The sequence below is a fragment of the Streptomyces sp. NPDC057963 genome (assembly GCF_042887155.1).
Lineage (GTDB): Bacteria > Actinomycetota > Actinomycetes > Streptomycetales > Streptomycetaceae > Streptomyces.
Genome location: NZ_JBHVPX010000017.1, coordinates 66,212 through 90,663, shown reverse-complemented (window position 1 = coordinate 90,663; position 24,452 = coordinate 66,212). Strand labels below are relative to the sequence as shown.

At 69.5% G+C, this 24,452-nt stretch carries 26 protein-coding genes and 6 pseudogenes; 19 read left to right on the top strand and 13 right to left on the bottom strand.

Translation table 11 applies throughout. From position 1 onward, the window contains the following. Window positions 1–47 precede the first annotated feature (47 nt). Both ACFVT1_RS31545 and ACFVT1_RS31540 read right to left on the bottom strand, forming a co-directional pair. Complete coding sequence (locus ACFVT1_RS31545; RefSeq protein WP_389801486.1) at window positions 48–1,373, bottom strand: MFS transporter; 1,326 nt, start codon at window positions 1,371–1,373, stop codon at window positions 48–50. A 71-nt stretch (window positions 1,374–1,444) separates the two neighbouring features. Then, on the bottom strand, window positions 1,445–2,236 hold the full coding sequence (locus tag ACFVT1_RS31540; RefSeq protein ID WP_389801483.1) for a tyrosine-protein phosphatase: 792 nt from the start codon (window positions 2,234–2,236) through the stop codon (window positions 1,445–1,447). Between the two features lie 188 nt (window positions 2,237–2,424). Here ACFVT1_RS31540 and ACFVT1_RS31535 point away from each other — a divergent pair, with 188 nt between their 5' ends. Further along, complete coding sequence (locus ACFVT1_RS31535; protein ID WP_389801480.1) at window positions 2,425–3,213, top strand: GntR family transcriptional regulator; 789 nt, start codon at window positions 2,425–2,427, stop codon at window positions 3,211–3,213. A gap of 432 nt (window positions 3,214–3,645) precedes the next feature. Then, window positions 3,646–3,783 carry a hypothetical protein gene (locus ACFVT1_RS31530; RefSeq protein WP_389801478.1) on the top strand — a complete coding sequence of 46 codons (138 nt, stop codon included), beginning with the start codon at window positions 3,646–3,648 and terminating at the stop codon, window positions 3,781–3,783. 299 nt (window positions 3,784–4,082) lie between these two features. On the opposite strand, the pseudogene ACFVT1_RS31525 reads toward ACFVT1_RS31530, so the two are convergent. After that, window positions 4,083–4,229, bottom strand: a pseudogene (locus ACFVT1_RS31525) (XRE family transcriptional regulator); the annotation flags it as partial. Between ACFVT1_RS31525 and ACFVT1_RS31520 the strand changes: the two are divergent. Beyond that, a pseudogene (locus ACFVT1_RS31520) lies at window positions 4,221–4,376 on the top strand (SAM-dependent methyltransferase); the annotation flags it as partial. The pseudogenes ACFVT1_RS31525 and ACFVT1_RS31520 overlap by 9 nt on opposite strands. A gap of 525 nt (window positions 4,377–4,901) precedes the next feature. Here ACFVT1_RS31520 and ACFVT1_RS31515 read toward each other — a convergent pair. Further along, window positions 4,902–5,897 (bottom strand): hypothetical protein, encoded by a 996-nt coding sequence (locus tag ACFVT1_RS31515; RefSeq protein ID WP_389801475.1) that lies wholly within the window; start codon window positions 5,895–5,897, stop codon window positions 4,902–4,904. 458 nt (window positions 5,898–6,355) lie between these two features. Here ACFVT1_RS31515 and ACFVT1_RS31510 point away from each other — a divergent pair, with 458 nt between their 5' ends. The 4 genes from ACFVT1_RS31510 to thpR all read left to right on the top strand — a co-directional run bounded on the left by ACFVT1_RS31510 (window position 6,356) and on the right by thpR (window position 9,069). Then, complete coding sequence (locus ACFVT1_RS31510) at window positions 6,356–7,021, top strand: hypothetical protein (RefSeq protein ID WP_389801473.1); 666 nt, start codon at window positions 6,356–6,358, stop codon at window positions 7,019–7,021. Window positions 7,022–7,541: 520 nt separating this feature from the next. Further along, entirely contained in the window at window positions 7,542–7,817 is a 276-nt protein-coding gene (locus ACFVT1_RS31505; RefSeq protein WP_389801470.1) for a hypothetical protein, read from the top strand. Further along, a complete protein-coding gene (locus ACFVT1_RS31500; RefSeq protein ID WP_389801467.1) occupies window positions 7,814–8,086 on the top strand; it encodes a hypothetical protein in 273 nt (90 codons plus the stop codon). Before ACFVT1_RS31505 ends, ACFVT1_RS31500 begins: the two co-directional genes overlap by 4 nt. 386 nt (window positions 8,087–8,472) lie before the next feature. Continuing rightward, complete coding sequence (gene thpR / locus ACFVT1_RS31495) at window positions 8,473–9,069, top strand: RNA 2',3'-cyclic phosphodiesterase (RefSeq protein WP_389801464.1); 597 nt, start codon at window positions 8,473–8,475, stop codon at window positions 9,067–9,069. A gap of 301 nt (window positions 9,070–9,370) precedes the next feature. Here the strand turns inward: thpR and ACFVT1_RS31490 are convergent, their stop codons facing one another. Both ACFVT1_RS31490 and ACFVT1_RS31485 read right to left on the bottom strand, forming a co-directional pair. Continuing rightward, the gene (locus tag ACFVT1_RS31490) at window positions 9,371–9,640 is read right to left on the bottom strand and encodes a hypothetical protein (RefSeq protein ID WP_389801461.1); all 270 of its coding nucleotides are present in this window, start codon (window positions 9,638–9,640) and stop codon (window positions 9,371–9,373) included. 373 nt (window positions 9,641–10,013) lie between these two features. Further along, complete coding sequence (locus ACFVT1_RS31485) at window positions 10,014–10,949, bottom strand: LysR family transcriptional regulator (protein WP_389801458.1); 936 nt, start codon at window positions 10,947–10,949, stop codon at window positions 10,014–10,016. A 127-nt stretch (window positions 10,950–11,076) separates the two neighbouring features. Here ACFVT1_RS31485 and ACFVT1_RS31480 point away from each other — a divergent pair, with 127 nt between their 5' ends. From ACFVT1_RS31480 to tpg, 6 genes are all read left to right on the top strand, one after another. Continuing rightward, a complete protein-coding gene (locus tag ACFVT1_RS31480; RefSeq protein WP_389801456.1) occupies window positions 11,077–12,321 on the top strand; it encodes an MFS transporter in 1,245 nt (414 codons plus the stop codon). Between the two features lie 106 nt (window positions 12,322–12,427). Then, on the top strand, window positions 12,428–13,027 hold the full coding sequence (locus tag ACFVT1_RS31475; protein WP_389801453.1) for a cysteine hydrolase family protein: 600 nt from the start codon (window positions 12,428–12,430) through the stop codon (window positions 13,025–13,027). A 361-nt stretch (window positions 13,028–13,388) separates the two neighbouring features. Beyond that, window positions 13,389–13,799 carry a helix-turn-helix domain-containing protein gene (locus tag ACFVT1_RS31470; protein WP_389801450.1) on the top strand — a complete coding sequence of 137 codons (411 nt, stop codon included), beginning with the start codon at window positions 13,389–13,391 and terminating at the stop codon, window positions 13,797–13,799. A gap of 10 nt (window positions 13,800–13,809) precedes the next feature. Further along, entirely contained in the window at window positions 13,810–14,448 is a 639-nt protein-coding gene (locus ACFVT1_RS31465; protein ID WP_389801448.1) for a hypothetical protein, read from the top strand. Window positions 14,449–14,500: 52 nt separating this feature from the next. Continuing rightward, window positions 14,501–14,896, top strand: coding sequence for a hypothetical protein (locus ACFVT1_RS31460; protein WP_389801446.1), 396 nt, complete (start codon window positions 14,501–14,503; stop codon window positions 14,894–14,896). 3 nt (window positions 14,897–14,899) lie between these two features. Beyond that, window positions 14,900–15,394, top strand: coding sequence for a telomere-protecting terminal protein Tpg (gene tpg / locus ACFVT1_RS31455; protein WP_389801443.1), 495 nt, complete (start codon window positions 14,900–14,902; stop codon window positions 15,392–15,394). 450 nt (window positions 15,395–15,844) lie between these two features. On the opposite strand, the gene ACFVT1_RS31450 is transcribed toward tpg, so the two are convergent. The 3 genes from ACFVT1_RS31450 to ACFVT1_RS31440 all read right to left on the bottom strand — a co-directional run bounded on the left by ACFVT1_RS31450 (window position 15,845) and on the right by ACFVT1_RS31440 (window position 17,290). Next, window positions 15,845–16,285 (bottom strand): hypothetical protein, encoded by a 441-nt coding sequence (locus ACFVT1_RS31450; protein WP_389801440.1) that lies wholly within the window; start codon window positions 16,283–16,285, stop codon window positions 15,845–15,847. 11 nt (window positions 16,286–16,296) lie between these two features. Next, window positions 16,297–16,584, bottom strand: coding sequence for a hypothetical protein (locus ACFVT1_RS31445; protein WP_389801437.1), 288 nt, complete (start codon window positions 16,582–16,584; stop codon window positions 16,297–16,299). 100 nt (window positions 16,585–16,684) lie between these two features. Continuing rightward, window positions 16,685–17,290, bottom strand: coding sequence for a hypothetical protein (locus ACFVT1_RS31440; protein WP_389801434.1), 606 nt, complete (start codon window positions 17,288–17,290; stop codon window positions 16,685–16,687). Window positions 17,291–17,792: 502 nt separating this feature from the next. Between ACFVT1_RS31440 and ACFVT1_RS31435 the strand changes: the two genes are divergently transcribed. From ACFVT1_RS31435 to ACFVT1_RS31425, 3 genes and pseudogenes are all read left to right on the top strand, one after another. After that, on the top strand, window positions 17,793–18,317 hold the full coding sequence (locus ACFVT1_RS31435; RefSeq protein ID WP_389801431.1) for a hypothetical protein: 525 nt from the start codon (window positions 17,793–17,795) through the stop codon (window positions 18,315–18,317). Window positions 18,318–19,324: 1,007 nt separating this feature from the next. Further along, window positions 19,325–19,447 (top strand): annotated as a pseudogene (locus ACFVT1_RS31430) (hypothetical protein); the annotation flags it as partial. Between the two features lie 136 nt (window positions 19,448–19,583). Next, on the top strand, window positions 19,584–20,279 hold the full coding sequence (locus ACFVT1_RS31425; RefSeq protein WP_389801542.1) for a hypothetical protein: 696 nt from the start codon (window positions 19,584–19,586) through the stop codon (window positions 20,277–20,279). Window positions 20,280–20,365: 86 nt separating this feature from the next. Here the strand turns inward: ACFVT1_RS31425 and ACFVT1_RS31420 are convergent, their stop codons facing one another. Further along, a complete protein-coding gene (locus ACFVT1_RS31420; protein WP_389801428.1) occupies window positions 20,366–21,232 on the bottom strand; it encodes an alpha/beta fold hydrolase in 867 nt (288 codons plus the stop codon). A gap of 189 nt (window positions 21,233–21,421) precedes the next feature. Here ACFVT1_RS31420 and ACFVT1_RS31415 point away from each other — a divergent pair, with 189 nt between their 5' ends. Further along, window positions 21,422–22,096, top strand: coding sequence for a transposase family protein (locus ACFVT1_RS31415; protein ID WP_389801425.1), 675 nt, complete (start codon window positions 21,422–21,424; stop codon window positions 22,094–22,096). A gap of 319 nt (window positions 22,097–22,415) precedes the next feature. Next, window positions 22,416–23,028, top strand: a pseudogene (locus ACFVT1_RS31410) (IS5 family transposase); the annotation flags it as partial. Here ACFVT1_RS31410 and ACFVT1_RS31405 read toward each other — a convergent pair. Beyond that, window positions 23,024–23,240 (bottom strand): annotated as a pseudogene (locus ACFVT1_RS31405) (transposase); the annotation flags it as partial. The pseudogenes ACFVT1_RS31410 and ACFVT1_RS31405 overlap by 5 nt on opposite strands. 131 nt (window positions 23,241–23,371) lie before the next feature. Between ACFVT1_RS31405 and ACFVT1_RS31400 the strand changes: the two are divergent. Continuing rightward, window positions 23,372–23,737: a hypothetical protein gene (locus ACFVT1_RS31400; RefSeq protein ID WP_384380804.1), complete on the top strand. Its 366-nt coding sequence runs from the start codon at window positions 23,372–23,374 to the stop codon at window positions 23,735–23,737. Window positions 23,738–23,752: 15 nt separating this feature from the next. Here the strand turns inward: ACFVT1_RS31400 and ACFVT1_RS31395 are convergent. Together ACFVT1_RS31395 and ACFVT1_RS31390 are read right to left on the bottom strand one after the other, a co-directional pair. After that, window positions 23,753–23,938: pseudogene (locus ACFVT1_RS31395) on the bottom strand (IS5/IS1182 family transposase); the annotation flags it as partial. Between the two features lie 129 nt (window positions 23,939–24,067). Continuing rightward, the gene (locus ACFVT1_RS31390) at window positions 24,068–24,433 is read right to left on the bottom strand and encodes a DUF4440 domain-containing protein (RefSeq protein ID WP_389801421.1); all 366 of its coding nucleotides are present in this window, start codon (window positions 24,431–24,433) and stop codon (window positions 24,068–24,070) included. Window positions 24,434–24,452: the final 19 nt, after the last annotated feature.

Genomic DNA, 24,452 nt, shown 5'->3' with positions numbered 1-24,452 from the left:
GGTCGTGCCTTTCGTCGGATGCCGGGGGATGCGGTGGTGACGGAGTGTCAGTCGCGGGCGAGGCGGGGGTGCCGGATCAGCGGGGTCAGGGCCACGGCCGCGAGTGCGGCGAGGGCCCCGCCGAGGTAGAGGGCGAAGTAGTTCTTGCCGTCGGCCGCCGGTCCGATCGGGTCCGTGCCGAGGTCCAGGAGGAGCGGGGCGAGCAGGGGGGCGATGGACTGCGGCAGGGATTTGGCGATGTTGAACACGCCGAGCCAGCGGCCGGCGTCGGTGCTGGTGGGCATGGTGCGCAGGACCAGGGCCATGTCGACGGCGTAGAAGGCGCCGAGGCCGATGGCGGCGACGGCGGTGGAGAGGTAGATCGGCCACACGGACGCGGACAGCATCTTGATGACCATGGCGGTGGCCATCAGCAGGCCGGAGGCAACGACGAAGGCCCGGTAGGCGCCGGTGCGGGAGGCCAGCTTCCCGAACGCCGCCGCGGCGACGACGTTGCCGACGACGGAGAACATGCCGGTGACCGAAACGAGGGCGGCGGCCTCGGCCGTCGACATCTCCAGGCGGGACATCAGGTAGTAGAGGCCGAACGTGCCGATCAGGGCGTTGGCGCCCTGGAGCAGGAAGCGCTGTAGCCAGACCGCGGTGAAGGCCGGGGAAGTGCGCGGGTCGAACAGCAGGCTGGTGAAGATCGAGCGCAGGCTCACCGGGCGCCGCTCCCCGGCGGGGACGGCCTGCTCGCCGCGCAGCAGGGTCCAGGACACGGCGGCGCCTGCGGCACCGGCGATGCCGGGGATCAGCAGCAGGACCGCCGTGTTGTCGGGTATGAGGCCGACGAGGAAGAAGGCGGGGAAGACGGAGGCGAACTGGGCGGCTCCGAACAGTCCGGACACGGTGGCCTGTTGCGTGGCCGGCACCCGGTCGGCGATCACCGCCGCGAGGGCGGCGAGGGCCGCGTTGTACGCGGCCTGGGCGAGGACCCAGCCCAGCATCAGCTGGGCGGCCGAGCTTGCCGTGGCCATCACCACGGTGGCCGGCAGCCCCGCGGCGAGACCGCCGAGGATCCACGGCCTGCGTCTGCCGAATCGCCCGACGGTGCGGTCCGACAGGTGGCCGAAGACCGGGTTGAGGACAAACGCGGCGACGGCCCCTGCCGCCATGACGGTGCCCAGCACGCTCTCCTTGGCATCCGGTGCGATCTCGTTGACCTTCAGGCTGAGGGAGGCGACCAGAGGCATGGCGAACCCGATCCCGATGAGGAGCTCGGTGAAGACCAGCCCGGCGATGACCCGGCGTGGAGCAGGGACCTCGCCCTGGGGAAGGCGGTCGGGGGGCAGGGGTTCGGGGACGGGGGCCTTGCGCAGGATGTCGGTCATGAGAGGGGGTTCTCCTGTCGGGCGGAAGGCGGCGGGGCGTGGGGGAGTAGAGGAACGAGGGAGAGGACGGGTCAGGGAGCCGCAGTGGCGGTCGTGGGCAGGGCAGCCTTGGCGCGGAAGCGGTCGATGACCGCAGGCTCGGCCCCGCAGCTCAACAGGAAGCCCTCGGCGCTGCCGTGACGGGCCCGCACGGTCTTCTGGAAGACCTCGATCGCCTCCCGCGGGGCCTGGAGCAGTGGCGCGGGGACGACCGGTCGTCCCGCCGTCCCGTGCCCCTCGTCGCCGCCCGTGTCGTCGGCCGTACCGGCGTTCAGCGCGATGCGATGCCGAGTGGAAAGCGCGGCGAGGATCTCCGGGAGCGCCATGGCCGTACGGACGTAGTCGTCGGCGATCCCGTCGTCGGACACTCCGGCGAGTTCCAGCAGCAGTGCCACCGCGAAACCGGTGCGGTCCTTCCCCGCGGCGCAGTGCACGAGTGCCGCGCCCGGCCCGGCGGCGGCCCGGACCGTGTCGGCGACGGCCGTGGGGGCGGACTCGGCCAGGTCGGCGTAGAACCGGCCCAGGTCGGCGGAGGTCCGCAGGGAGGCGATGTCCGGGCTGGCCCCGGCGCCCGTGTCGTCCGGAACGATGGGCGCCCGGACGACGGTGATGCCCGCCTCTTCGGCGGCCGCCCAGTCGTCGTCCCGCTCGTCGGGGCTGCGCAGGTCCACGACGACGCGGATGCCGTGGGTGAGCAGCTCCCCGATGGTGCCGGCGTCGGCGACGGGATCGGGCTGGGCGGAGCGGAACAGGATCCCCGGGCGGATGCGGTCGCCCCGGGGGTCGGCGACGGAGGCGGGGTCGCGGAAGTTCAGCAGCGGCATGGGAGCCTTCCTGAGTCGGTCACTTCGCAGAACAAGTAAGACATCTAGATGTCTACATGCCTGCTGTGGGGTTCTGTGTAGAACTCAGTGGTCGGTCCGCTGAACCTTGGATGAACGGGCGTTCCACCGGGCCGCCTTCATGTGTGATCGAGCAGGTCGTCGCCGTGGCGACCTCGTAGGATCCAGGGGTGTCGAACCGCAGAAGAGCCGCCCCGATCTACCTGCAGCTCGCCCGGCGGATCCAGGACCGGATCGACTGCGGCGACCTCTCAGCAGGCTCCCGGCTGCCCAGCGAGGCGGAACTGTGCGAGGAGTTCGGCGTCAACCGGCTGACGATCCGCCAGGCCATCGCCGAGCTCGAACGAGCCGCCTCCATCGAGATTCGCCGGGGTGTGGGAACGTTCGTCCGCACCCCCATCGCGCGCTTCTCGATCGCGGTCGACCCGCGAAGCCAGCGCTTCGACATGGGCAGCCTCACCACTGCCGTCCCCCACGGCACGGCGGCCGACGCCGGTGACGTCGTGGACGGCGGCGAACGGATCACCGCCCTCACCCCCGCGCCCAACACCCCGGCCGACATCGAGGCCGCGGCCCACCTGAGATGCGATCCCGGCGAACTCTCACGCCTGGAGAGCGTCATCGTCATCGGCGCCGAGCCGTGGGGCGTCAGCAGCTACTGGCTGAAGTCCTCCCTCCTGCCTGAGAAGTTGTCCGCCCCTGCGCGGGTGGACAATGTCGTCCGGGTCCTGACCCGGAGCGCCGGCGTCGTCCTGGAATACGACTGGCGGGCCTTCAGCGCCATCGGAGCCGACATCGGCGACGCCGACCTGCTCGGCGTCCCCGCGGGCACCCCGCTCCTGGTCCGCGAAGGCGTGAGTTGCGCTCCCGGCGGGCAGCCCGTGCTGTTTGTGCGACGCCGCATCAACGGCGAACGCGCCCGCTTCGTCCTCAACTTCCGCCCGGACGGGGAAGGCTGAGGAACAAAGCGGCCTGCCTGGCTCCGTCGGGTCGCGTCCTCGTAGATACAGGTTGCGCGCGTGTCTGACGGCTGTGCTCAACGGCGAGCACCGGCCGGGGACGCGCCCGCCCTGTGCGACGGGCACGGCAGGTACCCGCCGCGCTCCTCCCAGGAGGACTTCCACCGACCCGGTACCGAGGTACGGAGAACGACTGCACGGACCCAGAGCGGGACGCGATCCGCGTCTACGTCCGCCGGGGCGGCAGACGTGTGATTGCTGCCTGTCACGAGTCAGTGCTCAGGGCCTTCGCGGCTGTATCCGAAGACACGTCATGGCCTGAGGCAGGAATAGGAAGAGGCCCGGCCGGGCCTCGCGGGCCTTCGGGCCGGGCCCTCCACCGAATGCCGCTGGAAGGCCGTATCCACAGGTGCATCGCAGGAGCCCGCGGTCATGGCCTTCCCCGGAGCACCGCAGCAGAGTCACGTCCCGCCGCCGTACGCGGCCCGGCTGTTCGACGCGCAGGCCGTCGGCGCCAACGAGCAGCAACTGCAGAAATCGGCGCCGAAGGACTCCAGAAGATGTACTTGAGGGACCGCGGCCGTGCTGTGCCCCCGGCCTCTTGGTGGAGCTCACCGAAATCGCCTGCACCGAGCCTGGCCTACTATCGCCGCACAGCACCGCAGGCCGCTGCACCTCCCTGAGCCGCAGCACGACAGCTGTCACATAGGCAGGCTTGTTGTCATCGGGGAGGCCGCGGCCCGTTGTCGATCACTGCGGCCGGCTGCTCGGCGTGAGCTCCCCGGGCGTCGCCTACAGCGACCACGACCTGGTCGTCTTCCTCGAAAAGGCCGGCGTCACCGACGCGCATACAGCATCTCTCGCTGAGTTCACCGGCGGCTCCCGGCCTGCGGCGATCGATGAGGGTCGGTGCGTACGTGGGCACGTATCCCTTGCAGGCCGAACAGGATGAGGAGTTCAACCGCGCCACCGTCGGCGCTGCCCAGCCAGTGGGGCAGGGACGCGTCTACCCGAGCCCGCGGGAAGTTGCCGCGGCTATGGACCTGGCTCCGGAGACATGGACGGTCGAGCGGGCCGACGCACCCCGCCGGATCGCAACCGGGCCACACGGGCGCACCGCCGAGGTCACCGACCACGTCCTCCTCATCCGCCGCACCGCCTGACACGGCGGCCGGCGCCCGCCCCCCGAAGGGCCGACCCGCTGCGCCGAGGAGCCCGAGCCGGCTCAGTGAGGCATACGCCGCAGCGAGCGTTCAGCCAGGGCCCGCCCGGGCATCGCGGCGGATCACCCGGGAGTCTCGTATCACGGCCTGGACCGGGACAGGCCCCTCGGTGCGCACACCGGATCGACCCCGACTTGATCGGCGGCGGCCCCGATCACCTCAGCGGTCACTATGCCCGCGTGCGGACCAGTCGGGGCCGCCGCCCCGCCATTCGGTCAACGGTGCAGTAGCGACGTCGACATCCTCCAGACCCGCGCGGCGTCTTCTTTTCTGGTGACGGAAAGGCTGCTGAACGAGCACTTGTGACAAGCCGGGTGCCTCGGTTGTGGCAACCAGGCTGCTTCAACCACTCAAATTCGCCGGCTCATCCGGCCTGCCGGTGACAACTCCTGAGCTCCGGCTCACTCCACCAGGTCCGGTCCGCAACGCTGCGAAGCTGCCGCGCTTCGAAGGACCGCCCGTAGATCAGCCGACCGTCTCGGTGCCTTTCTGCGCAGCTGACTCGGCGGCGTGAATGCCGTCGTCCAGGACGATGCGGACGGTGCGCTGTCCCGTTCCGGGAGTGATGGTGTCGAGTTCCGTGGCAATCCGGCTGTAGGCGGTGGCGGCCAGTGCCCAGTCGGCAGTGAGCGGGTCCGCCTGATCGCGCGTTTGCCAAAGGGCGATGAGCAGGGCAATCAAGGAACGGCCGGAGAGGGCTGCTTGTACACGTCCGTCCTTGACGTCATCCACGGAGGGCGGGGTACGGAAGTGGGTCTGGTTGGAGCTCAGCCCGGTGAGGTACTCCCAGGTGTCGCGGTGGCAAATGAGCTCGGCGAGGGCGACTCCGGCCGCCTTCATCAGTCGTGCTCCGTGCAGGACTTCCGGCGAGGGAGCCGGGGTGGTTGCCTCTTCCTGCTGCCGTCCCTGCTGAGGGATGGTAGGCAGAGGAGGGCGCGTCGTTGCCGTTCCTTGGTAGGCCTCTTCTGATGCCGCCTTCAGCGCAGCACCGTCCAACGCCCCACTTCGGTCGCCTTCGACGCGACCCGTACCGCCCGTGCGGTCCGGGCCGTTAGCGGCGTTCTGGTTCATAAGCTCCCCTTCGGGACTGTCACTGGCCGATGGTCGAGTCCTGCTCTCCGGCTGCTGCTCGTCGCCGCCCATCGCCGGAGGCTCTCCCGCTTCGGGAGCGGGCTGCTCTGCGGGAAGGGCCATCAACAAGGACTGCAGCCCTTGGGAGAGCTCCAGACGCAGCGCACCGATGTCGGCGCGGGTGTCGGCGAGATCGGTGAGCATCCGTTCCTGTCGGCGGCGCAGCTCTTGGTTCTCCTCGCGGAGCCCGGTTGTTCCGGCCTGGACGGTTTCCAGCGTCTTGTGGCCCTGCTGATGCAGGGCCGGCAGACCGCTGGCTTCATGCTGAAGCTGCGCACCGATCCCATGGAGTATCAGCCCAGTTTTCTCGAACTCTTGCTTCCACCACATGTGTCCACCTGGTCACTTTCCGTTGATGGCTGCGGGAGTCTCCCCATCCGACGGTCCGGTAATGCGATCGTTTTCAGCCCTCCGTACAAGGGCTGCTCAGGGCATCTGCGGACAGTGGATGGCGGTTTCAATTCCTGGTTGGCGGATGGCCCTCTGACCGGCGCGAGCCTGCGCGCGGGCCCCATATGAGAAGGGTGTCCACCCCCGGCAGGGGACGGACACCTGCGTCGGCCGGTGCGGGCCCTTGCAGGCATTTGTCACTGACCTTGCCCCGCCGCAGGGACTCCCCGTTAGACAGGTTTTACGGGTTCGGGTCTCACCGGCTGGCGTCGAGGTCCAGATTTGGGCAGAGGGCTGGTTGAGCTGGCGACGGAAGCGTCGCCAGAACCGCGTGGCGGTGGCAGTACAGCCACCGGGCAGGATCTCCGAGTGTCAGAGGCATGCGCTTGGATGTGCGTGTGACCGTTTATGACGTTGCTCGGCGTTTGCCCGAGATAGCCGCCCTCCGAGATCACTGCCGCTCCATGGCGATGCTGGAGGCGGTGCTGAGTCCCGACTGGGCAGACCGCTGCTACTCCTTCGATGCCCATTGGTCCGAGAGGGAGTCGATGGCCTCGATGCGTAGCGGGTCGGGCGACGAGTATTCGATCGTTTTCTCGGCCGCGGGCGCCTATGTGCGTGGGTTCGATCACGAATCATCGATGAGCCCCTATGTGGAGGACGGGCCATGGCCCGGCGTGCTCGACGATGTTCCCGGAGTCTTCCGTTCGTATGTTGAGGAGCCCGCGTTCTCGGACGAGGACGGGATGCCCGTCATCACTGCGTGCATATGGCGGGAGACGGGGGACGAAGCCTGGAAGACGGGGACGATCGACTTCCCCGAGGAGACCGCGGGAGATCCGGACGGCGCCGGATACTTGTTCCATCTGCTGGTGGACCGCTCGGCGGAAGCGTTTCAGCGGTGGGCTGAGGACTACTACGAGGTCCCGGTCGACTTGGAGGCCGTTCGGCACGTATTTTCCTCGCGCCCGCTGACCGCAGGCGTGGTCGGCGCGTTGAGCGCCGAGGTCACGCTTGCAAGCCTTGAGGGGTGCATCGCGGAGATCGGCTATCCACTGGGCTGAGACCGGCAGATACCGGGCTGGGCTGCCTGAGGAACCGTCCTGACCCCGATTCGTTACCGCGAGGGCTCCGAGCAGTGGCTCCGTCTGTTCGAGGCCGGGAAGAACGAGTGGGGCGCCGGCCTCGCAGAGGTGTGTGCCGGTGGAGCGGCCAGTGCTGACTGCCAGGACGCGCACCCGGTTTGCCGGGCCGGCAGCGACATCGGCGTCAGCGAAGGCGACGTCACCCGCTACGCGATCCTCAAACAAGAACCGCTCGTCGCCGAACACGAAGCCTTCCGCGACTTCGTCCTCGGCCACAGCCACCACACCGCGACCTTCAACGGCGGCCTGCACACTGTCCTCGCCGCCCGCACCGTCCCCCAAGCCTCCCGTGCCGGCGCCACCACAAATGTTCAGGCAGCGCCTGGGCCTCCTCCGGATCGGCCGGTGCCCGTACTGCCACGCCGACGCCGCATCCATCCGGTTCCCGAACCGGGCCTTCGCGTAGGACACTCGGGGGAGAAGAGGGAAGGAAAGACCTGTGACGGCTCAGCCCGAACACCCCGCGGACCCCCGGATCACCGCTATCCCGCACACCATCAATGCGATTGGTGACGCTTTGACGGGTGCTGAGCGTGCCCGGTTCTACACCGAGGTCCTGGCCGCCGAGGAGAGCGCGGTACCGGCGTCGATGCGTCGCTGGTGGAAGGTGGCGATGCTGCACCGAGCCCCCGTAGTCGTGCAGAGCAGGGCCAATGCCGAGGCCGGCCGCTCTCTCGTCTCCGTCGACGAACTGCTCGTGGGCGAGGCTCAGTGAGCTGGACCGTCTGGACCGAGGAGATCCCGGCACGGACCGTACTCGACATGCCCGTCGATCTCCGCAGGAAGGCCGCGAACTTTCTGAGCGCCCTGGCCATCGAGGTCGGTGGCGCGATCGATCTCGGCAGGCAGCCGCCCGGCGACGCGATGGACGACTTCGGGGTTCGGTACTCCCTCGAAGTCCCGGGCGAGCCGGTCATCATCGAGTACATGGTCATGCGGGACGCCAAGGAGATCCGTGTCCCGGTCCTGGTCTGGTTCCACTGAGGAGTATGTGGGACAGGCCCCGGCTCGCGGTGACGGGACGTTGCGCGGCTGCACTTCGGCGCAACGGCTGAGCGGGGCCCGCACCGTCGAAACCGGCGGCGGTCAGTACGCTCACCGCCATGGGACTGGACATCAGCGTGCTGCCCCTCCCCGACTTTCAAAGCTGACCGCGGGCGAAACGCACCGCTTGGACCGCGCGATCGTCGCGATCGGCGCCACCCCCGGCCCGGCACCGAGGGATGCCGACCGGGCGGGTCCATCGCGTGTAGCGACCCGGCCTTGTCACCGCCCGCCAGAAGCAGCTTCCTCAGCATCGCGACCGCGAGCTCCTCTCCTGGAGTACCCGGGTCGTCGCATCCACCACCGGGTGCGGTACGAAGTCCGGTGTGAACGATCAGACTCAGCCCGCGACTGTTCGCGTGTTCATCGCGCTCGCCCCGCCCGACCACGCGAAAGAAGAACTGGCCCGGGAGTTGCGCCCGGCCTATGACACACACCCTCATATGCGGTGGAACCGTATCGAGGACTGGCACATCACCCTGGCGTTCCTCGGGGAATTGCCGGCCGAGACAGTTCCGCTCCTGCGCCCGCCTCTCGCCGACCTCGCGGCGGGCCACGAGCCATTCTGTCTGGCACTGCGTGGTGGCGGAGACTTCGACGACCGGGTGCTGTGGAGCGGAATCGACGGAGACCTCGATGAGCTGCACAGGCTCGCGGCCGGCGTGCGTACTGCCGTCAAGAACTGCGGTGTCGCCTTCCCGGATCGACCCCTGCGCCCCCATCTGACGTTGGCCCGTGCCCGCCGAGGGGATCGAGCTTCGGCAGGAGAAATCGCCGAAAGCATCGCCGGATTCGCCGGGCGTCAGTGGCCTGCCGAACGTCTGCACCTGGTCGGCAGCAACGTCGGCCGTAGCCGAGGACCGATCCACTACCGCGACATCGAGGCTTGGGCCCTCGGCAGCGGGAACTCCACTGGATCTTGAACGAACCGACGGCGGCCTGGGGAGGCGTGATCACCTCGCTGTCTCCCGCAGGGCTCGCGCGTCAAGCGCTGGGCGGATCACGGCGCCGTGTCTCCTTCCGCACTTGTGAGGCAGCCTTCATGCTCCCGGACGAGCCACCTGTCCGTCCTCATCCGCGCCCCGTTTCGTGTCTTGCGCGAGTACGCCGTGTTCAGGGGCCGGTGAGGATGCTGTGGCCGCCGATCCGGCGCCACACGATGTGAGGGATGCCGGCCAAGAGGGTGCGGCCTGGGGTGGCGACACGCGGTCGGCGACTTTTTCCTCACCGCTGTTGGGCGAGGACGGCGGTCGGGTTGTCCTGCGGGGTCGGCTGAGTTTCACGGGCGATGGCGGGGCCGTGCTGGAAGAGGCCGGCGCTCACATTCTGCTGGATGAGAAGGATGCCCAGGCTGCCACGGCAGTGCTGGTGTGTCAGAGAAAGGTCTCCGGGCCGGTGGGCGCGATCGTCATCCCGGCCCAGCGCGACGGCGTGCTGTTCACCGTTGGCGGCCGGGACGGCGGGCAGTATGTCAACGGCCGGGCGCTCACCCATCAGTGGGCCGACGACCTTCGGACCGAACTGCCGGAGCCGGCCTGGGATGCCGCCCGGCTCCGGGCCATGCGTGCAGAGTGGCTGGGCGCGCCGCCCCCGGGCCGCACGCCGGCGCCGGCCGGGAGCTGCCCGGAGCCGAATTGCCGCCCCCTTCCGCGCTCCCCGGCGGCGCGTGCTGCTGGCCGCTGCCGGCTCACTCGTTGTCGGTGGCGTCCTTGTCGCGCGGCGGCCCCAGGCCGCCGGGCAGGTCGGGGAGTTGGAAGGAGTAGCGGCCCGGCACGTTGATGTAGTGGCGGACGAACGGGGAAGGGGCGGGCGATGTCCTCGTCCCCGACGCCGAACCCGTCGGCGCGCGGGTGCGTGATGGTGGCGTTCAGCGTGGAATCACCCAGCTCGGTTCCCAGGTCCCGGCGGCGTCGTGGCCGGCCGCTGTGGTGGCGAGGTGGGCGCGGAGGGTGGACAGCGCTGGGTGGGGGTTGTCGCGGTGCCAGAGGAGTGAGTGCGGGTAGACGGGTGTTGGGTCGGTCACCGGGATGCGGCGCAGGCTGTGGCCGGCGGGCCAGACGAGGCGGGTCTGCTCGGTCGTGAAGGTGGCCAGGGTCGGGGTGTCGGCGATGGTGTCGAGGAGCGTGTCGGAGCCGAAGTTGGGGCCAGTTGCCTCGATGGTGAGGCCGAACTCGGCGACGAGGTCGTCGTAGTAGGCGGCCCACTCGGTTCCGGGAACGATGCCAGGCATCCAGATCCGGTGCCCGGCGAGCTGGGTGACGGTCACCGAGCGGGCGCGGGCCAGCGCGTGGGCGGGACCGGTGAGGAGCTGGTGCGGCTCGTCGAGAACCCGGACGGACTCGATGCCCTCCGGGAGGGGTCGGCCGGGCATGGCGACGGCGCGGAAGGAGGCGTCGATCGCACCGGACCGGATGGCGGCGACGGCCGTCTCGACGTCGAACAGCATCACCACGTCGAGGTCGATCTCGGGGTGCGCGTGGTGGAAGCCGCGCATCAGGCCCGATGGTGCGACGCGCGAGGCGATCACGTCGACGCGCAGCGGACGGCGGCCGATGCGCACGGAGGCGACCGCGCGCTCTCCGACCCGCAGCAGCTCGCGCGCATGGGGTAGGAACGCCTGCCCGTCGATGGTCGGCTCGGCGCCGCGGGGCGTGCGGGTGAACAGCCGCACGCCGAGGTTGCGCTCCAGCGCGGCGATGCGTTTGGAGACGGCCTGCTGGGTGATCGAGAGGTCGGCGGCGGCTTTCTGGAACTGGCCCGCTTCGGCGACGGCGACGAAGGTGCGTACTGCTTCGAGATCCACACCGATCCACCTTAGTGAACAACGGATGGTTGTGAATAGCTGGCAGTGCAGTTGTTTGACCTGTTGTTGTGCTGCTCGCTTAGCTCTCACCGGTCAACGTCGGTTTGTTCGGGTAGGAGCGCTGAGCATGGTGGGCAGGAGACGGTTGGGCCGGCAGTTCGGCTGGCTGTGGGCGGCGTACGCGGTGAGCGCTTACGGGTCCGGGCTGGGGTTCGGGGCGTTGCCGCTGATCGCCGTGCTGGCGTTGCACGCCGGCCCCGCCGAGGTGTCCGCGCTGTCCGCGGTGGGGCCTGCGGTGGGCGCGCTGATCGCGGTGCCGCTCGCGCCATGGGTGGAGTTCCGGCGCAAGCGCCCGGTCATGATCGCGATGGACCTGGCCCGGTTCGCGGTCATGGCGACGATTCCGGTCGCCTACGCCTTCGGCCGGCTCGGTTTCGCCCAGCTGCTCGTGACCTCGGCCGTGGTCGCCGCGTCCAAGATCGCCTTCAGCGCGGCCAGCGGCGCCTACCTCAAGGCCCTCGTCCGGCCCGATGACCTGCTCGTGGCCAACGCGCGGTTCGAGTCCACGAACTGGAGCTCCATCGCGGTGGGGCCACCGCTGGGCGGGGCGGCGATCGGCCTGTTCGGTCCGGTGACCACCGTGGTGGCCGACGCGCTCAGCTACCTGTTCTCCGCGCTGGGCATCATGGCGATCCGCGACCGGGAGGAAGTGCCGCCGACAACCGGCAGGAGCCCGGTCCGGGCGGGCGCACTGCTCGACGGCTGGCGACACATCATGGGCCATTCCGTTCTGCGGGCGCTCTACCTCAACCAAATGCTCGTCGCCGGTCTGATCATGGCCACCGAGCCGCTGTTGGCCGTGCTCCTGCTGAGCGAACTCGGTTTTCCGGCCTGGCAGTACGGCCTCGCCTTCGCCGTCCCTTGTGCCGGCGGACTCATCGGCTCCCGGCTGGCCCCCCGGGTCGTGGCCCGCTACGGCCGGTACGGGGTCTTCCGGATCGTCGGCACCCTGCGCGCCGTCTGGCTGATCGGCCTGGCCTTCGTCCGTCCCGGCGTCGTCGGCCTCGTCACCGTGATGGCCGTCGAGCTGGCGATCATCATCAATATGAGCCTGTACACGCCGGTGCTCGCCACCTACCGGCTCGAACACACCCCCAAGCACCTAGTCGCCCGCACCCTGTCGGCCTGGTCGATCGGCCAGCAGGCGTCCATCGCGGTGTGCACGGCGTTCGGCGGGCTGCTCGCCGACGTCACCGGCCCACGCACCGCGATCGTGGTCGCGGGACTGCTCATCCTGATCACCCCGCTCCTGCTTCCCCGGCGCGACCACACGCCGCAGCACGAGCCGGAACCGGCCCGCAACCACTCCTGACTCACACCGCAACTTGCCGCAGCCGGCCCGTCGATGCGGCTTTGCGGCGACCAGGCACACCATGAGTAAGACGACCAGAAACACCACCGGTAAGGAGAACACCCGCGTGAGCACTGCCCCAGCGCTCGACCCCGCGCACACCGCTCTTCTCGTCATGGACTACCAGCCCGCGACATTGGCCGTGCTGCCCGAAGGCGGGGAGCGCGACGCCCTGCTCGATCGCGTGGAAGGGGCCATCGCCGACGTCCGCGCAAGCGGCGGCACCATCGCCTACGTACGCGCCGGCTTCACCGAGGAGGACTGGGACGCGATCCCGGCCACCAACAAGTCTTTCGCCGTACTGGCCCAACACCGCGTGATGCACCACGAGGACCCTGCCGCTGCCATCCATGAGCGCCTGACTCCCCGGGACGGCGACATTGTCGTGCGCAAGACCCGCTACGGAGGCATGTCCACCACCGACCTCGACCGGCAGCTACGCGAACGCGGCATAACCGCCTTGGTCGTGTGCGGCATCAGTACCAGCGGCGTCGTCCTGTCCACGGTCATCGACGCGGCCGACCGCGACTACCGGCTTTGCGTCCTGTCCGACGGCGTCGCCGACCCGGACGCCGACGTCCACAACGTCCTGCTCCATCAGGTGTTTCCCTCACGGGCTCACATCATCGACACCGCCGAACTGCACGCCCTGCTCCGGGCCGAGTGACTCGGACCACGAGCCGACCCCACCCACGGCCGCCGCACCCACCCGGTGTGGCGGCCGCCCGCGCGCCTTCGTCTCCTTCGAGCTGTCCGGAGCCACCGTGCGCGCCTACCGTACGGGTGGCTTCGGCCACCTCGACGAGGCCGGCACGCTGCACTTCCGGGGGCGTAGGGATCGTCAGCTCAAGATCCGAGGCCACCGCGTGGAGGCGGCGGAGATCGAAGCAGCCGCCGCGAGCACCTCGCGGTGCTCCCCTCACCCAACGCCGCCGAGACGGCACCCTCCGCCAACTCGTCCTCCACGTACGGATGTTCACTCCTGGCGCGCTCCCCTGACACCACATTCAGGCTGGAGGTAGGGACACATGGCATCTGAGGAAGAGCTGTTCGCTTCGGTCGACGCCCTGCTGGAGGAGGAGCCGCAGCTCCCGCCCCCAGCAGAGCGCGCCCGACTTCGCGAGGCCGCCGGCATTACCCAGGTCCGCCTCGCGGCCGCGCTGAAGACGTCGACGCAGTCGGTCAAGAACTACGAGAACGGCCGTTCCGAGCCGAAGTTGCCGCGCCTGGAGGCGAACCAGCGGTTGCTGAACGGCTGGGCGGCGAAGTACCCCGCCCACGGCACCCCCGCCGCTGAGCCCATCCCGGCCGCCGCGCCACAGCCGGCCCCGAAGACGTTCACCGGCCCGGCCGCACCCGAAGTGCCCGCGGCCTCGGGATTTACGCCCAGCGGGTCATCACCCCGCGCGGCAGCACGGCCGTGTCCGGGCTGGGGCTGATGACGGCGCTGTGCCCGCCGACCCGATCGAGGCATACCTGCGCCGGGAGACCGGGGCGTACCTGGATCCGTGGCACGACCGGCTCAAGAACGCGTATGTCGACACGCTCGCCGACCTGGGCGTCACGAAGGACCTCACCGACACCGAGTTCCTTGCTGCGATGGAGCAGCACAAGCAGGCCGACCCGGCCCTGGCGGCCGTGCTCGCCGCCATCAAGGGCACCGTCAAGGGCGGCATCGGCAAGCTCCGCGAGGGCCCGCAGGGCCAGCAGTACCGTGACGGCGAGACGTGGCCGGCCCTTCCGCGGCCGATCTGGCGCCCGGACATCCGGGCCGCCGTCATCAGCAAGGCCCGGGTCAACATGCACCGCAAGCTCAGCAACATGGCCAAGATGACGGGCCTGTACCCGCTGGCCGTGCTGTCCGACTGCGTCGTCCACCCCTCACCCGGGGCCTCGCCGATGGACTTCCTGCCGTACGCCGCCTCCGGAAAGCCGCAGCCGGGCGGCTTCCGCCTCGGCCTCACCCCGGGCCTGGCAAAGCTGGAAGGCGTCCAGGAGATGGCGTGGGCGGTCGACCTGATGGAGAAGGGCTTCAACCCCGCTCGCCACATCAAGGGCGGCGACGCCGTCCTCGAAGAGGGCGAGTAGGCCGTACTCCGACGCGCCCTCACCGGAGATATCACCGAAGGAGCCGTACCCGATGAACACCACCGACGCCACGGCCTTCCCGCAGTGGGCCGCTCCCTCTGCCCCGCCCACCCATAACCCGGCGCTGTTCGCGCGGGCGATGCGGAACATGCGTCTGACTTGGCGTGCCCGCGGGGTCGTGGCCGAACCCACCACCGGCTACACCCCCGGGCAGGAGCCCACGGTCAGCGATCTGGTTTCCTTCACCCGCGATGAGCACCTGGCCGCTGAGGGCCGCGATGCCTTCCGTGAAGCGGTCGGTGAGCTGCGCGGCCTGGGCTACCTCTCACCCGACGCCACCACGGCCTCCGATGTGGGCGAGTGCCTGGTCGTGGACCTCGCCCCGGCTGCAGGCGCCTGTTCGATCCCCCAGCGTTACGGCGACAGCCTGCTCACGGACGGGAGCTGACCAGTGGGGGAGATCGAGGACGCGATCCAGCGGGCCGACCAGGAGGCGTTCACCCGACAGCCGCCCCAGGGCCTGAAGGCTTGCATCAACTTCCTGCTGAGGCAGATGAAGACCACCAAGGCCGTCGCCACCGAACTCGGGGTCAGCCAGCGCTCGGTGGAGCGCTACCGCACAGGCGAGCGCAAACACCCGCCCAAGCCCATCGCCGACCGGATCGAAGCCGCCGTACGGGCCCGCTGGCAGCCGAAGGCCCGAGGGCGCCACCGGAAACAGGCCGCCACCGTAACCGGCATCACCATCGAGACACGAGCCCGGTTCGGCTACACCGCGCCCGTCGGTACCACCGACGACGGACGGATGCGCCGCCTGACTGTGTGGGCAGTGGAGCCCGCTGTGATGTGCAACCCGGTGGGGAGTGGAGCCCACCGCGGTGCGCATCGGATAGGAGCGGATTTTACTGCGACGCCTGTCGGGTGGGAGTGGACTCCACTCCGGTGAGCACTGGCCGGTGGGGGAGTGCGGGACATCCCGACATCCGGTGCGCGCACTCGTCCCGGTGGCGCGCATTGTGCGGTGACGATGCACGGCATCGTGCGCACCGGTGAACCCGGGCGCGCGCACCGCATTCCCGGTGAGCCCCCGTCAACTTGAAGTCGCAGGTCAAATGGCTGGCACGACCAGCTCTCGGGGTGCTCACCCGGGTCGTGGGCGGCAGTCTGGGGCGTAGATCGTTTGTCAGCGGTTGACTTCGAGGTCCGTCAGAACGGGCAGAGCGCGCAGGAGGTGGGCGGCGAGGGCGGGGTCGGCGCGAAGTTTGGTGCGGGTCCGCCAATTCTCGAGGTGAGCGAAACCATGTTCGACCGATGCGCGTCCTCGGCGAGGGCTCGGTTGGCGGTCTTCTGGCCGGGGTGAGCTTGTGGGCCCGGGTGGCGGCGAAGCCGGTGACGATCACGGGGTCGCGCATGCCGTTGTCCAGGCCGCGGAGGCCGAGGTCCGCGAGAGCGACGAGACCCGCGGCGCGCAGATGGGCCAGGACATGGTCGTGGCGGGCGGCGGTGATGTCGTGGGTGCGACCGGGCCGGCAGCGGAGATCCAGATAAGGCGGCCATTATCGTCGGTCATGGCGAGGAAGTGCAGGCCGTGATGGTCGTGTTTGCCGGAGTGGTGGCGGTGGTTCGCTTTGCCGGTGCGGCGCTGGGTGGGGATGAAGGTGCCGTCGATCAGGACCGCCTCCCCGCCCTGCTTGACGATCTTCTTGAGGGCACGGTCCAGGCGCGGGGCCTGCGCGGCGAGCAGGGCGATCAGCTCGTCCCGCCAACGGCGGACGGTGGGCTCCGACGCGTTGTTGCCGCCGGCCATGTCGGCCAGGCGCTGGTCGTGACGCAACACGGCCAGGACAATCAACCGCGATCCTCCCGGGCGGCAGGATCCGCCACCTGGACCGAATCGCCTTCAGATGGGATCACAGCCTGTCCGCTGACCCGTCCAGTGACCCGTCCAGGTGCCGGCGCGGCCGAGGCGCGCTCGTCGGCGAGCGGCTTGTTCATCCGCTCAAGGACGTGTTCGGCGACGGCGAGTTCGTCCCGTTCGGCCCGTACCTCCGCGAGCTGCTTGGCCAGCTGTTCTTCGAGTTCGTCCAGTTCCGCACGTCGCGCGGTGATCCGTCTCAGCATCTCGGGATCCAGCATGCACCGGATCGTAGAGGCCGCCCGGCTACGGCGCGCAGGAACCGGCTCTTCGGGACTTTCGGCTTCCGAAGAGCCGGCGCTACGGGGCCGTTGACGCTCCTCAGATGCGCTGTGCGGTCAGCCTCTTTCCATCTGCCCCAAGGACCAGGATGTTTCTGGCGGTTCCGTCCCGGCCGTGATCGCCGTCCCACCACTCGACGAAACTCTGGGCAAGCGATTCAGATCCAGGATTTCCGGACCCTGCCGAGTAGTCCGTGCTCAACTCAACGTCGTAGTCCTGTTCGGTCAGTTGGACTGTGGCGAGCATGCGGACGTGGTCGACTTGCTGCGCCTCACCCTCGGTGCGAGCCCAGGCACGGAACCGCTCCAGCATCTTTGCATCCGTGGTCCGCTTGGTCATGGGGCCGGTGGGCAACTGCTCAGGGGTGTTGGCGACGCCGTTGAGGCAACCTCGCACCCAGGAGCCACGATCCTTCTCGGCGGCGCTGCCGGCCCGCAGGGCCCGGCGGGTACAGCCGCCCCATACGGTCTCGCGCACGGCCGCCCCCTTGCCCGAGGAGTCGTAGACGGCCTTGCCCGCGGTGTATCCGGCACGGTAGGCAGCAACGTACTCAGGTACGGCAGACGAGCGGGACTCGGGCGCGGGGCCGTCGAAGGGCTTACCGCTGCCGCAACCGACTAGGCCGATTAATGCGGCGGCAGTCATGCCGAGTACACGGCCTGAGCGATGATTCATTACTCTCCCTGGGTGCGGACTGTTACCCAATGAGATGGCATGGTGGGCTCATAGGTCGCACCGGTCGAACGTGGATTCGCCCGCTTCGAGAATTGGCGGACCCTCACCAGACTTCGCACCGACCCCGCCCTCGCCGCCCACCTCCTGCGCGCTCTGCTCGTTCTGACGGACCTCGAAGTCAACCGCTGACAAACGATCTACGCCGCAGACTGCCGCCCACGACCCGGGTGAGCACCGCGAGAGCTGGTCGTGCCAGCCATTTGACCTGTGACTTCAAGTTGACGGAGGCTCACTGTGGGGCGCGTCGGGTGCGCGGTGGAGTCCACCCGGTACGCATCAGGGTGGGGAGTGCCGTCCATCGTGCACAACTCATCGTGCCGCGCGCATCGGTGCGCATCCGTGCGCCACCGGGCCCGGTGGTCGGTGGGCGTGGCGCGCTTCGGCCGCCGGACGTCGCCTCTGCGATCTGCCCGTGGGCCGGACCCCGGCGCAGAAGGCCGCGAAGGCGGCACGCGGGCAGCAGCCGAAGAAGCGGCCCGGCAAGGCACAGCACGAGGCGGTCAAGACGGCGCAGGCGGCGAGGAAGGCCAGCGGCGGGAAGCCGACCGCGAAGAAGGCCGCCGTGAAGAAGACGACGGCGAACAAGGCGGTGCCGCTGCCGCGCGGCTCCATCCGAGCCGCGTACCCGGGCACCTGCCCGGCCTGCTTCAAGGACCACGGTAAGGGCGAGGTCATCACGAAGGTGGCCGACGGCTGGGGACACCCCGGCTGCGCGCCCCGGCAGCTGTCGGGAGCCGAGCGGGAGTTCGTCAGGAACAAGGCATGGATCGAGAGCGGCGAGACGTTCCGCGCCCAGAAGCCCTCGGACTGCCGGCGCGGAGCCTCGCCGTCCAGCACCCGCCCGCTGACCCGGGTGCTGGGCGATGTGGCGTCGGCCATAGGCAAACCGCCCGGAACGATACTGGCCAAGGCGAAATCGGACATCCATCAGCGTTGACCGTCAGACCGCGGACAAGGGGTGCTTCCTCACGGTGGCCCCGGCCCGTACGCAGATCCGCGCGCGGACCGGACGACCGCCGACCCGGCCAGCAGGCCGGAGAATCCGAGGACACTGTGCCCGCACCCGACCGACCCGCCCCTTCCCGCCGCCGCGCCCGTCCGCGATCCTGGAGCCCGGCCCGCCGCCACCTCACCGTCCGGCCCGGCCGCGCGCACCGCGTCGGCTGCTGTGCAAGCCACGGTGAGCTCCTGCCGCCGGCGCTTGCGTGTCCGGCAGCCGCGAGTCACGCATTTCCCCTTGTCGCCAAGGGTTCTCAGGGCCGCGCTGGATTGCCACAACCCTCTTCTCTCCCCTGTGATCTGAGTTGGTTGTCGGTAGCGCAGGAGATCACCGGGTCTGGGGCCCGGTCCCCTCCGCCGGGGGCCGGCGCCCGGCCGCTGGCCGGACGCGGACGACGGGAAGGCGATCCTGATGGAGGGCAAGCGCAAGGCGAACGAGGCGGGATCGGCCAACAACCTTCGCGGCGACGTGCTGCGCGTGCTCGGAGTGCTCAAGGTCGCCATGGCCGACCAGATACAGCGGCTGGCTTCGCCACACCTGACCTACCGGCACACACTCAAGGAGACGTCCGCCCAGAGGAAGGGAGCGCGCACCGCCTCCCATCGTGGCGCGGTGAACGACCTCCGGTGCCACGGCCTGGCCGTTGACAGCGGTCGGACTCGAGGCGGTGAGGAGATCCGGCTGCCCACCAAGGACGGGCTGGGCGCCGCCGCGATGGATCTGGGACCGCCTCCCGGAGAAGATGGGCGGCATGCCCAAGAGCGCGGGCCGCTCTGGTGCCTCCCACGCGGTGACGGTGAACGAGGCGATCACCGCGTTGATCGGACCGAAGCCCGACCCCGACCTGGTCACGGGGGAGCCGGCCGAAGCGGTCGACGCCGCACGGGCCGCCACCGACGCCCCTGGACGGGATCGGCAGCCTCACTTCCTACGCCGCCGAGGTCGTGCTCCTGGTGAAGGGCACCTGGAAGAACCCGGCGATCGACAGTGCCCGCGCCGACGTCGTCGTGATCGCACCGGACGACGATGTACCGCCGCTGTTCATCGAGGTCGACAACTGCACCGAGGAAGCCGTCCTGATCGCCGCGGAGTTCGACAAGTACGCCCGGTTCTTCCAGCGGAAGGAGAAGGACGCCGACAGCATCGAGAAGCCGCTGTGGCGCACCCGCTGGACCCGCGCCTCCTTCCGAGGAGTACGAGCGGGTGCACCCGCCGGTCCTGCTCGTCTTCCACCAGGTCGGCAAGCGCTCCGCCAAGAGCCAGACGGAGAGGGTCGCCGGCCTCACCCGCCACCATTGGCAGGGCCGGTGGCATCGCGAGGGCGGCTACCACTCCTACGACGGCTGCATCCCGACCGTGGCGACCACACTGGAGCTGCCGCGCGAATATGGCCCGGCCGGGCCCGCGTTCCGGCGCTTCGGCCGTGACCACCGCGAGCCGTTGCTGGAGGCGATCGGCAACCCGCGCCGGAGCGCCTGCCTTGCCCGCCGCCGCCAAGCCGCCCGGGAAGAGCAGCGGCGCCCTGAGGAACGGGAATCCGCGGGGCGGGAGGCGCGGCGTCCGGTGTGCAAGGACTGCGGGCGCAAGTTCACCGACGACCGGTGGACGGCGGTTGAGTACGCCCGGGACTGGAGGACCCGCCAGTCGTCTCCGCACCTGTGCGAGGACTGCCAGAGTCGGGCCGTCGCAGCCGAGCAGCAGGCCGAAGCCGACGAACGCGAGCGCCAGGAGCAAGAGTTCCTCCGCCAGGAGGCGGAGGGACAGGCCACCGCGCAGCAGGCCGCAGCCGGCTCTCCCGCTTTCGCGCCTGGCCCGGGCAAGCCGGCCACACCGGCGGCGCTGGGGCAGGACATGGTGGTCCTCACTCCGCGTACGTGTTGGCGACCGGGATGCTGCTGAACGGTTGGCTGGCTGCCCGGAGACGCTCTGTTGCACGTCCCGTTGTCGGCGCACCCGACAGTAGCCACGGAGTTCGGACAGGCGGGCTACCTCAGCGGGGTGTCGGGGGCGGGCTCGCCCGTGCGCCCCACCAAGGTGGCCAGGTATTCGGGCTGCTCTTCAACCACGAGGTGTCCGGCTTCTGCGACCACGCCCAGTTCGGTGCCGAGTGTGGCCCGCACGGCCGGGCCGAGCCGCCGCGGGGGGAGGAAGACGTCGTGCTCCCCGGTGACGATCAGGCGGGGGATTGGCCGCGCGGGCAGGGTGGCAGGGCCGGGCGCCCCGCTGGATCGGGAGTGCCGGGCGACCAGTGTCATCCACGTCACCAGTTCTTCGCGGGGTGGGTGGCCAGGCGCGAGCATGGCGCGCAGGAGGCGGGCGCTGTGCGTCGGTGCGGGCCGGAGGAACCAGGCGGCCGAGGCTGCCAGCACGGTGGGGGGCAACCTCAGCCTGGTCAGTCCGCCGGGGGAAACCAGGACGAGCCGGTCGATCCGGGGAGAGCCACTGGACAGGGCAATGGCGGCACCAAAGGAGTGGCCCATCACCGCTACAGGGTTCGGCGAGATCTTCTCGACCACCTCACTCAGCCATGCGCCATACCAGGACAACTGGCCGCCGGCGAGACTGCGTTCGCCAGAGCTCAGGCCGGGCTGACCCGGGATGTCCACCGGCACGACCCGGTAGCCGGTGGCGACCAGGGCCGTGGCCAGCGGCAGGGACGCGGCGGCGTTGAAGTTGGTGCCCGGGACGAACACGACCGTCGTGGCGCCGGAGCCGGCTAGGACCACGTGGGTCTGTGCGTCCTTGGCGGTCACCGTCTTCCGTTCGTGCGGCACTGGCCACGCGGCGAGCTGGTCGAGGCACCAGCCTCGGATGAGCTCCTTGCCCGTCGTACTGCGGTAGATCGAGTCCACGGGTCGAGTATCGCGCCTCGCCCCGCCCTCGTCCCGGTTGGGGCCGCCCGGGGGAACTGTGAGTGGGCCTGGTTGGGTTGTGACATGAGAAGGGCCGCACGGGTTGGGCGAGTTGTGAAGCTGATCTGGGCCCGTGCGGCCTGTTCCCATCCTGCCCTATCCGGTGTCTCCCGCGCACTTTTCGGCGATTTGCCCGAAGAACTCGCTCACCCGTGGGCGACCGCCAGGGAGTCCGTGCTGCGTGCCGAGCGCGGCGGACCTCGCCAGCGGGCCGTCGGCGCCGGGCGCAAGCCGAAACTGGTCTTCGTCGACCGGCTGCTGGTCACGCTGATCCATCCGCGGCACGGGCTGCCGCACGCGGTCCTGGCCGAGTTCTTCGACGTGGACCGTTCCACGGTGTCCGCTGCGATTCGACAGGTCCGTCCTCTGCTCGCTGCCCGGGGCTTCGCCGTTCCCGGCCGGCCCAGCCTGCGGCTCAAGACGCTGGAGGACGTCTTCGCCTATGCCGACGCCGAAGGGGTCGAGCTGCGGTTGGACGGGGCGGAGACTCAGGTCCGCCGTCCGCGGGCAGGCCAGCCCGGCCGCCGGGCGTTCGTCTCGGGCAAGCGCAGGCAGAACACGATCAAGACGACGACGTTCAGCGACGGCCAGGGCCGCATGTTGCTGTCCGTTGTCGTCCGGCCGGGCCGCATGCACGATCAAACCGCCGTCCGCAGCGAGGGCATCGCCGAGCAGTTCCGCCATCGCCCCCGTGTGAAAGCCGAGGTCGACTCCGGGTACCAAGGACTGGCCAAGGAGTTCCCCCGCCAGGTGACGGCCCCGCCGAAGAAGCCCAAGGACGACGCCTGCGACGGCGACAAGTAAGCCTGGCACGAGGCGCGGCGCCGCCAGTCCTCGGCCCGGATCTGCGTCGAGCACACCAACGCCGAACTGAGGCAGTGGGCCCCGTTACGGCGCTTCACCGGGCGTCGTGAAACCTATGCCGAGACCCACATCGCGATCGCCTGCCTGGTCTCCGACCGAGCCGCCAAACGCCCTACTCGCCGCCGGGAGAGCACCGAACTCGTCCTCGCCCGCGAGACCGCCTGATTCGCCCACCAGCCGAACCGCCAGGCCGGCACGCCCGAACTCAATTCCTCCCGAGGCCGTTAGGCCGTTTCGTTTGGATCATCTGATCGTTGGTCTGGATGTGTCGTTGATTGACGCGCAGTGGGCGCGGATCGAGCCGTTACTTCCGGACCGGTCGCCAAAGCGGAGTGGACGGTGGCGTGACCATCGACAGGTGATCGACGCGATCGCTTTCAAGTTCCAGACGGGCTCGCAGTGGGTGCACCTGCCGGAGAGGTACGGCAACTGACGGGGCGTCTACAACCGGCTGCGGATGTGGGCCGTGGACGGCACCTGGGAGCGGGTGTTCACCGCGCTTATGGCCCAGGCCGATGCCGACGAGGACCTGAACTGGGCCGTCTCGGTGGACTCGACGATCGTGCGCGCTCACCAGCACGCTGCCGGGGCTGCAAAAAGGGGCCCCGGCCGGCGAGCCGCACGACCATGCCATCGGCCGGTCCCGTGGAGGACTGACCACAAAGATCCACCTCGCGTCCGACGCCCACTGTCGGCCTCTGGCCTTCGTCCTCACCGCCGGACAGGCAGGCGACGCGCCCGCTTTCCCTGACGTGATGGCCCAACTTCGCGTCCCTCGCCCACTCGGGCGGCCCCGGACCAGGCCGGACACGATTCTGGCCGACAAGGCGTACTCCTCCCGCGCCATCCGCGAGCACCTGCGCAAGCGCGGCGGAGGAAGGACTGCCAGCAGCGGTCGACGTCTGTGGTGGTGGCGCCGGTGTCGGACCACCACAGCCAGAGCGGCTTGTTCACCCCGCCGCTGGGCAGCTTCTCCACGATCAGCCAGATGACGGTGCCCTCGATGATGGGGAGTGGTCAGCCGGGGATGCAGCCGGTCCCACGCCTGCGCGGTGGCCTTCCCATAGAGGCGGGTGACGGTGACGGCCGGGCGCTGCGCCGCTGAGTCAGCGACCGCTGCGGCGGCCAAGGGGTCCCACGCGGGTATCCTGCTGCGGGAGTTGCAGGTGACAGGTACGAGCGGACGTAGTTTCAGTCGGAGGCAACGTGGTGCGCGTGCTTAAGGCGGTAGTCCCGGTCCTCGCCCTGGTGGCGGTGACGGCCGGGTGTTCCTCGTCCGAGGGCAAGGACGAGCAGCGGCTGACCGCGCAGCGGGAGAACTACTGCACGCAGCTGGGGGCGTGGCAGAAGGCGCGGAACGCGGCGGGCACGGACACGCCGGAGTCGTCAGGGTACGACGAGGTTGGGGCCGTCGCTCAGGACGCCTTCCTCGCGATGCGACCGCTCCGGGATGAGACCGTTGGCGGAGGCCGCACCTTGGCGGAGGCGACGGTGGCAGCGATGAACAACAGTGACTCCGAGGCGGAGGGGCGCGTCGTGCAGTACTGCGAAGATGTCGGCTTCGAGACGCTGACCCGGTAGGGCGTTTCGTTTGGATCAGCGGGCAGACCAGAGGAAGATGCCTGCGATGTGAAGTCCGGCGAGGTAGATGGTCGTGGTCTTCTCGTAGCGGGTGGCGATGCCGCGCCACTGCTTGAGGCGGTTGATGCACCGCTCGACGGTGTTGTGTTGCTTGTATGCCTCGCGGTCGAAGGATGGCGGTCTGCCGCCCGCCTGTCCGCGCTACGGCTCGATCCGCGCCCACTGCGCATCAGTCAACGGCACATCCGGACCAACGACCAGCTGATCCAAACGAAACGCCCTAGCCGCCCAGCCTCGGTGGCCGCCTTCCAGGCGGTGGGCACCGACCGCTCAGCTCGTCAAAGTGCCCTGGTGGAAGTACATGCGCCAGCCCACTTCCGTCAGACGCCACACGGAGCTCCGCCATGCTCGGCGCCCGCTGTGGTCAGCGAAGTACGTCAGATGAACGATGCCGGGAGCGAGTACGGCCCCCGACATATCGCTGACCTCGACCGGAGCTTCGGGGGCCACCGAACCGTCACTCGTCACCGAGAGAATGGACGTCGCGTCCCAGCGCCGCCCCGACGCTCCGATCTCGAGGAACTCCGGGTCCAGGAGCTCCAAGACCAGGGCCGGCGAAGCACGCACGTCAGGGTCGAGAAGCCGCATCTCCGCCTCAATGGCCGCTTGAACGGCCCGCTCACTCGCGTTTGTCATGCGCGAACCCTACGGGCGT

Excerpts from the sequence above, each read along its gene's own strand:
- ACFVT1_RS31530 (WP_389801478.1), top strand. The coding sequence starts at position 3,646 with ATGGCCTTCCCCGGAGCACCGCAGCAGAGTCACGTCCCGCCGCCGTAC.
- ACFVT1_RS31480 (WP_389801456.1), top strand. The coding sequence starts at position 11,077 with ATGGTGGGCAGGAGACGGTTGGGCCGGCAGTTCGGCTGGCTGTGGGCG.
- ACFVT1_RS31440 (WP_389801434.1), bottom strand. The coding sequence starts at position 17,290 with ATGACTGCCGCCGCATTAATCGGCCTAGTCGGTTGCGGCAGCGGTAAG.
- ACFVT1_RS31490 (WP_389801461.1), bottom strand. The coding sequence starts at position 9,640 with ATGGGTGAGCGCCCGGCCGTTGACATACTGCCCGCCGTCCCGGCCGCC.
- ACFVT1_RS31545 (WP_389801486.1), bottom strand. The coding sequence starts at position 1,373 with ATGACCGACATCCTGCGCAAGGCCCCCGTCCCCGAACCCCTGCCCCCC.
- ACFVT1_RS31540 (WP_389801483.1), bottom strand. The coding sequence starts at position 2,236 with ATGCCGCTGCTGAACTTCCGCGACCCCGCCTCCGTCGCCGACCCCCGG.
- ACFVT1_RS31515 (WP_389801475.1), bottom strand. The coding sequence starts at position 5,897 with ATGTGGTGGAAGCAAGAGTTCGAGAAAACTGGGCTGATACTCCATGGG.
- ACFVT1_RS31390 (WP_389801421.1), bottom strand. The coding sequence starts at position 24,433 with ATGACAAACGCGAGTGAGCGGGCCGTTCAAGCGGCCATTGAGGCGGAG.
- ACFVT1_RS31470 (WP_389801450.1), top strand. The coding sequence starts at position 13,389 with ATGGCATCTGAGGAAGAGCTGTTCGCTTCGGTCGACGCCCTGCTGGAG.
- ACFVT1_RS31445 (WP_389801437.1), bottom strand. The coding sequence starts at position 16,584 with ATGCTGGATCCCGAGATGCTGAGACGGATCACCGCGCGACGTGCGGAA.
- ACFVT1_RS31460 (WP_389801446.1), top strand. The coding sequence starts at position 14,501 with ATGAACACCACCGACGCCACGGCCTTCCCGCAGTGGGCCGCTCCCTCT.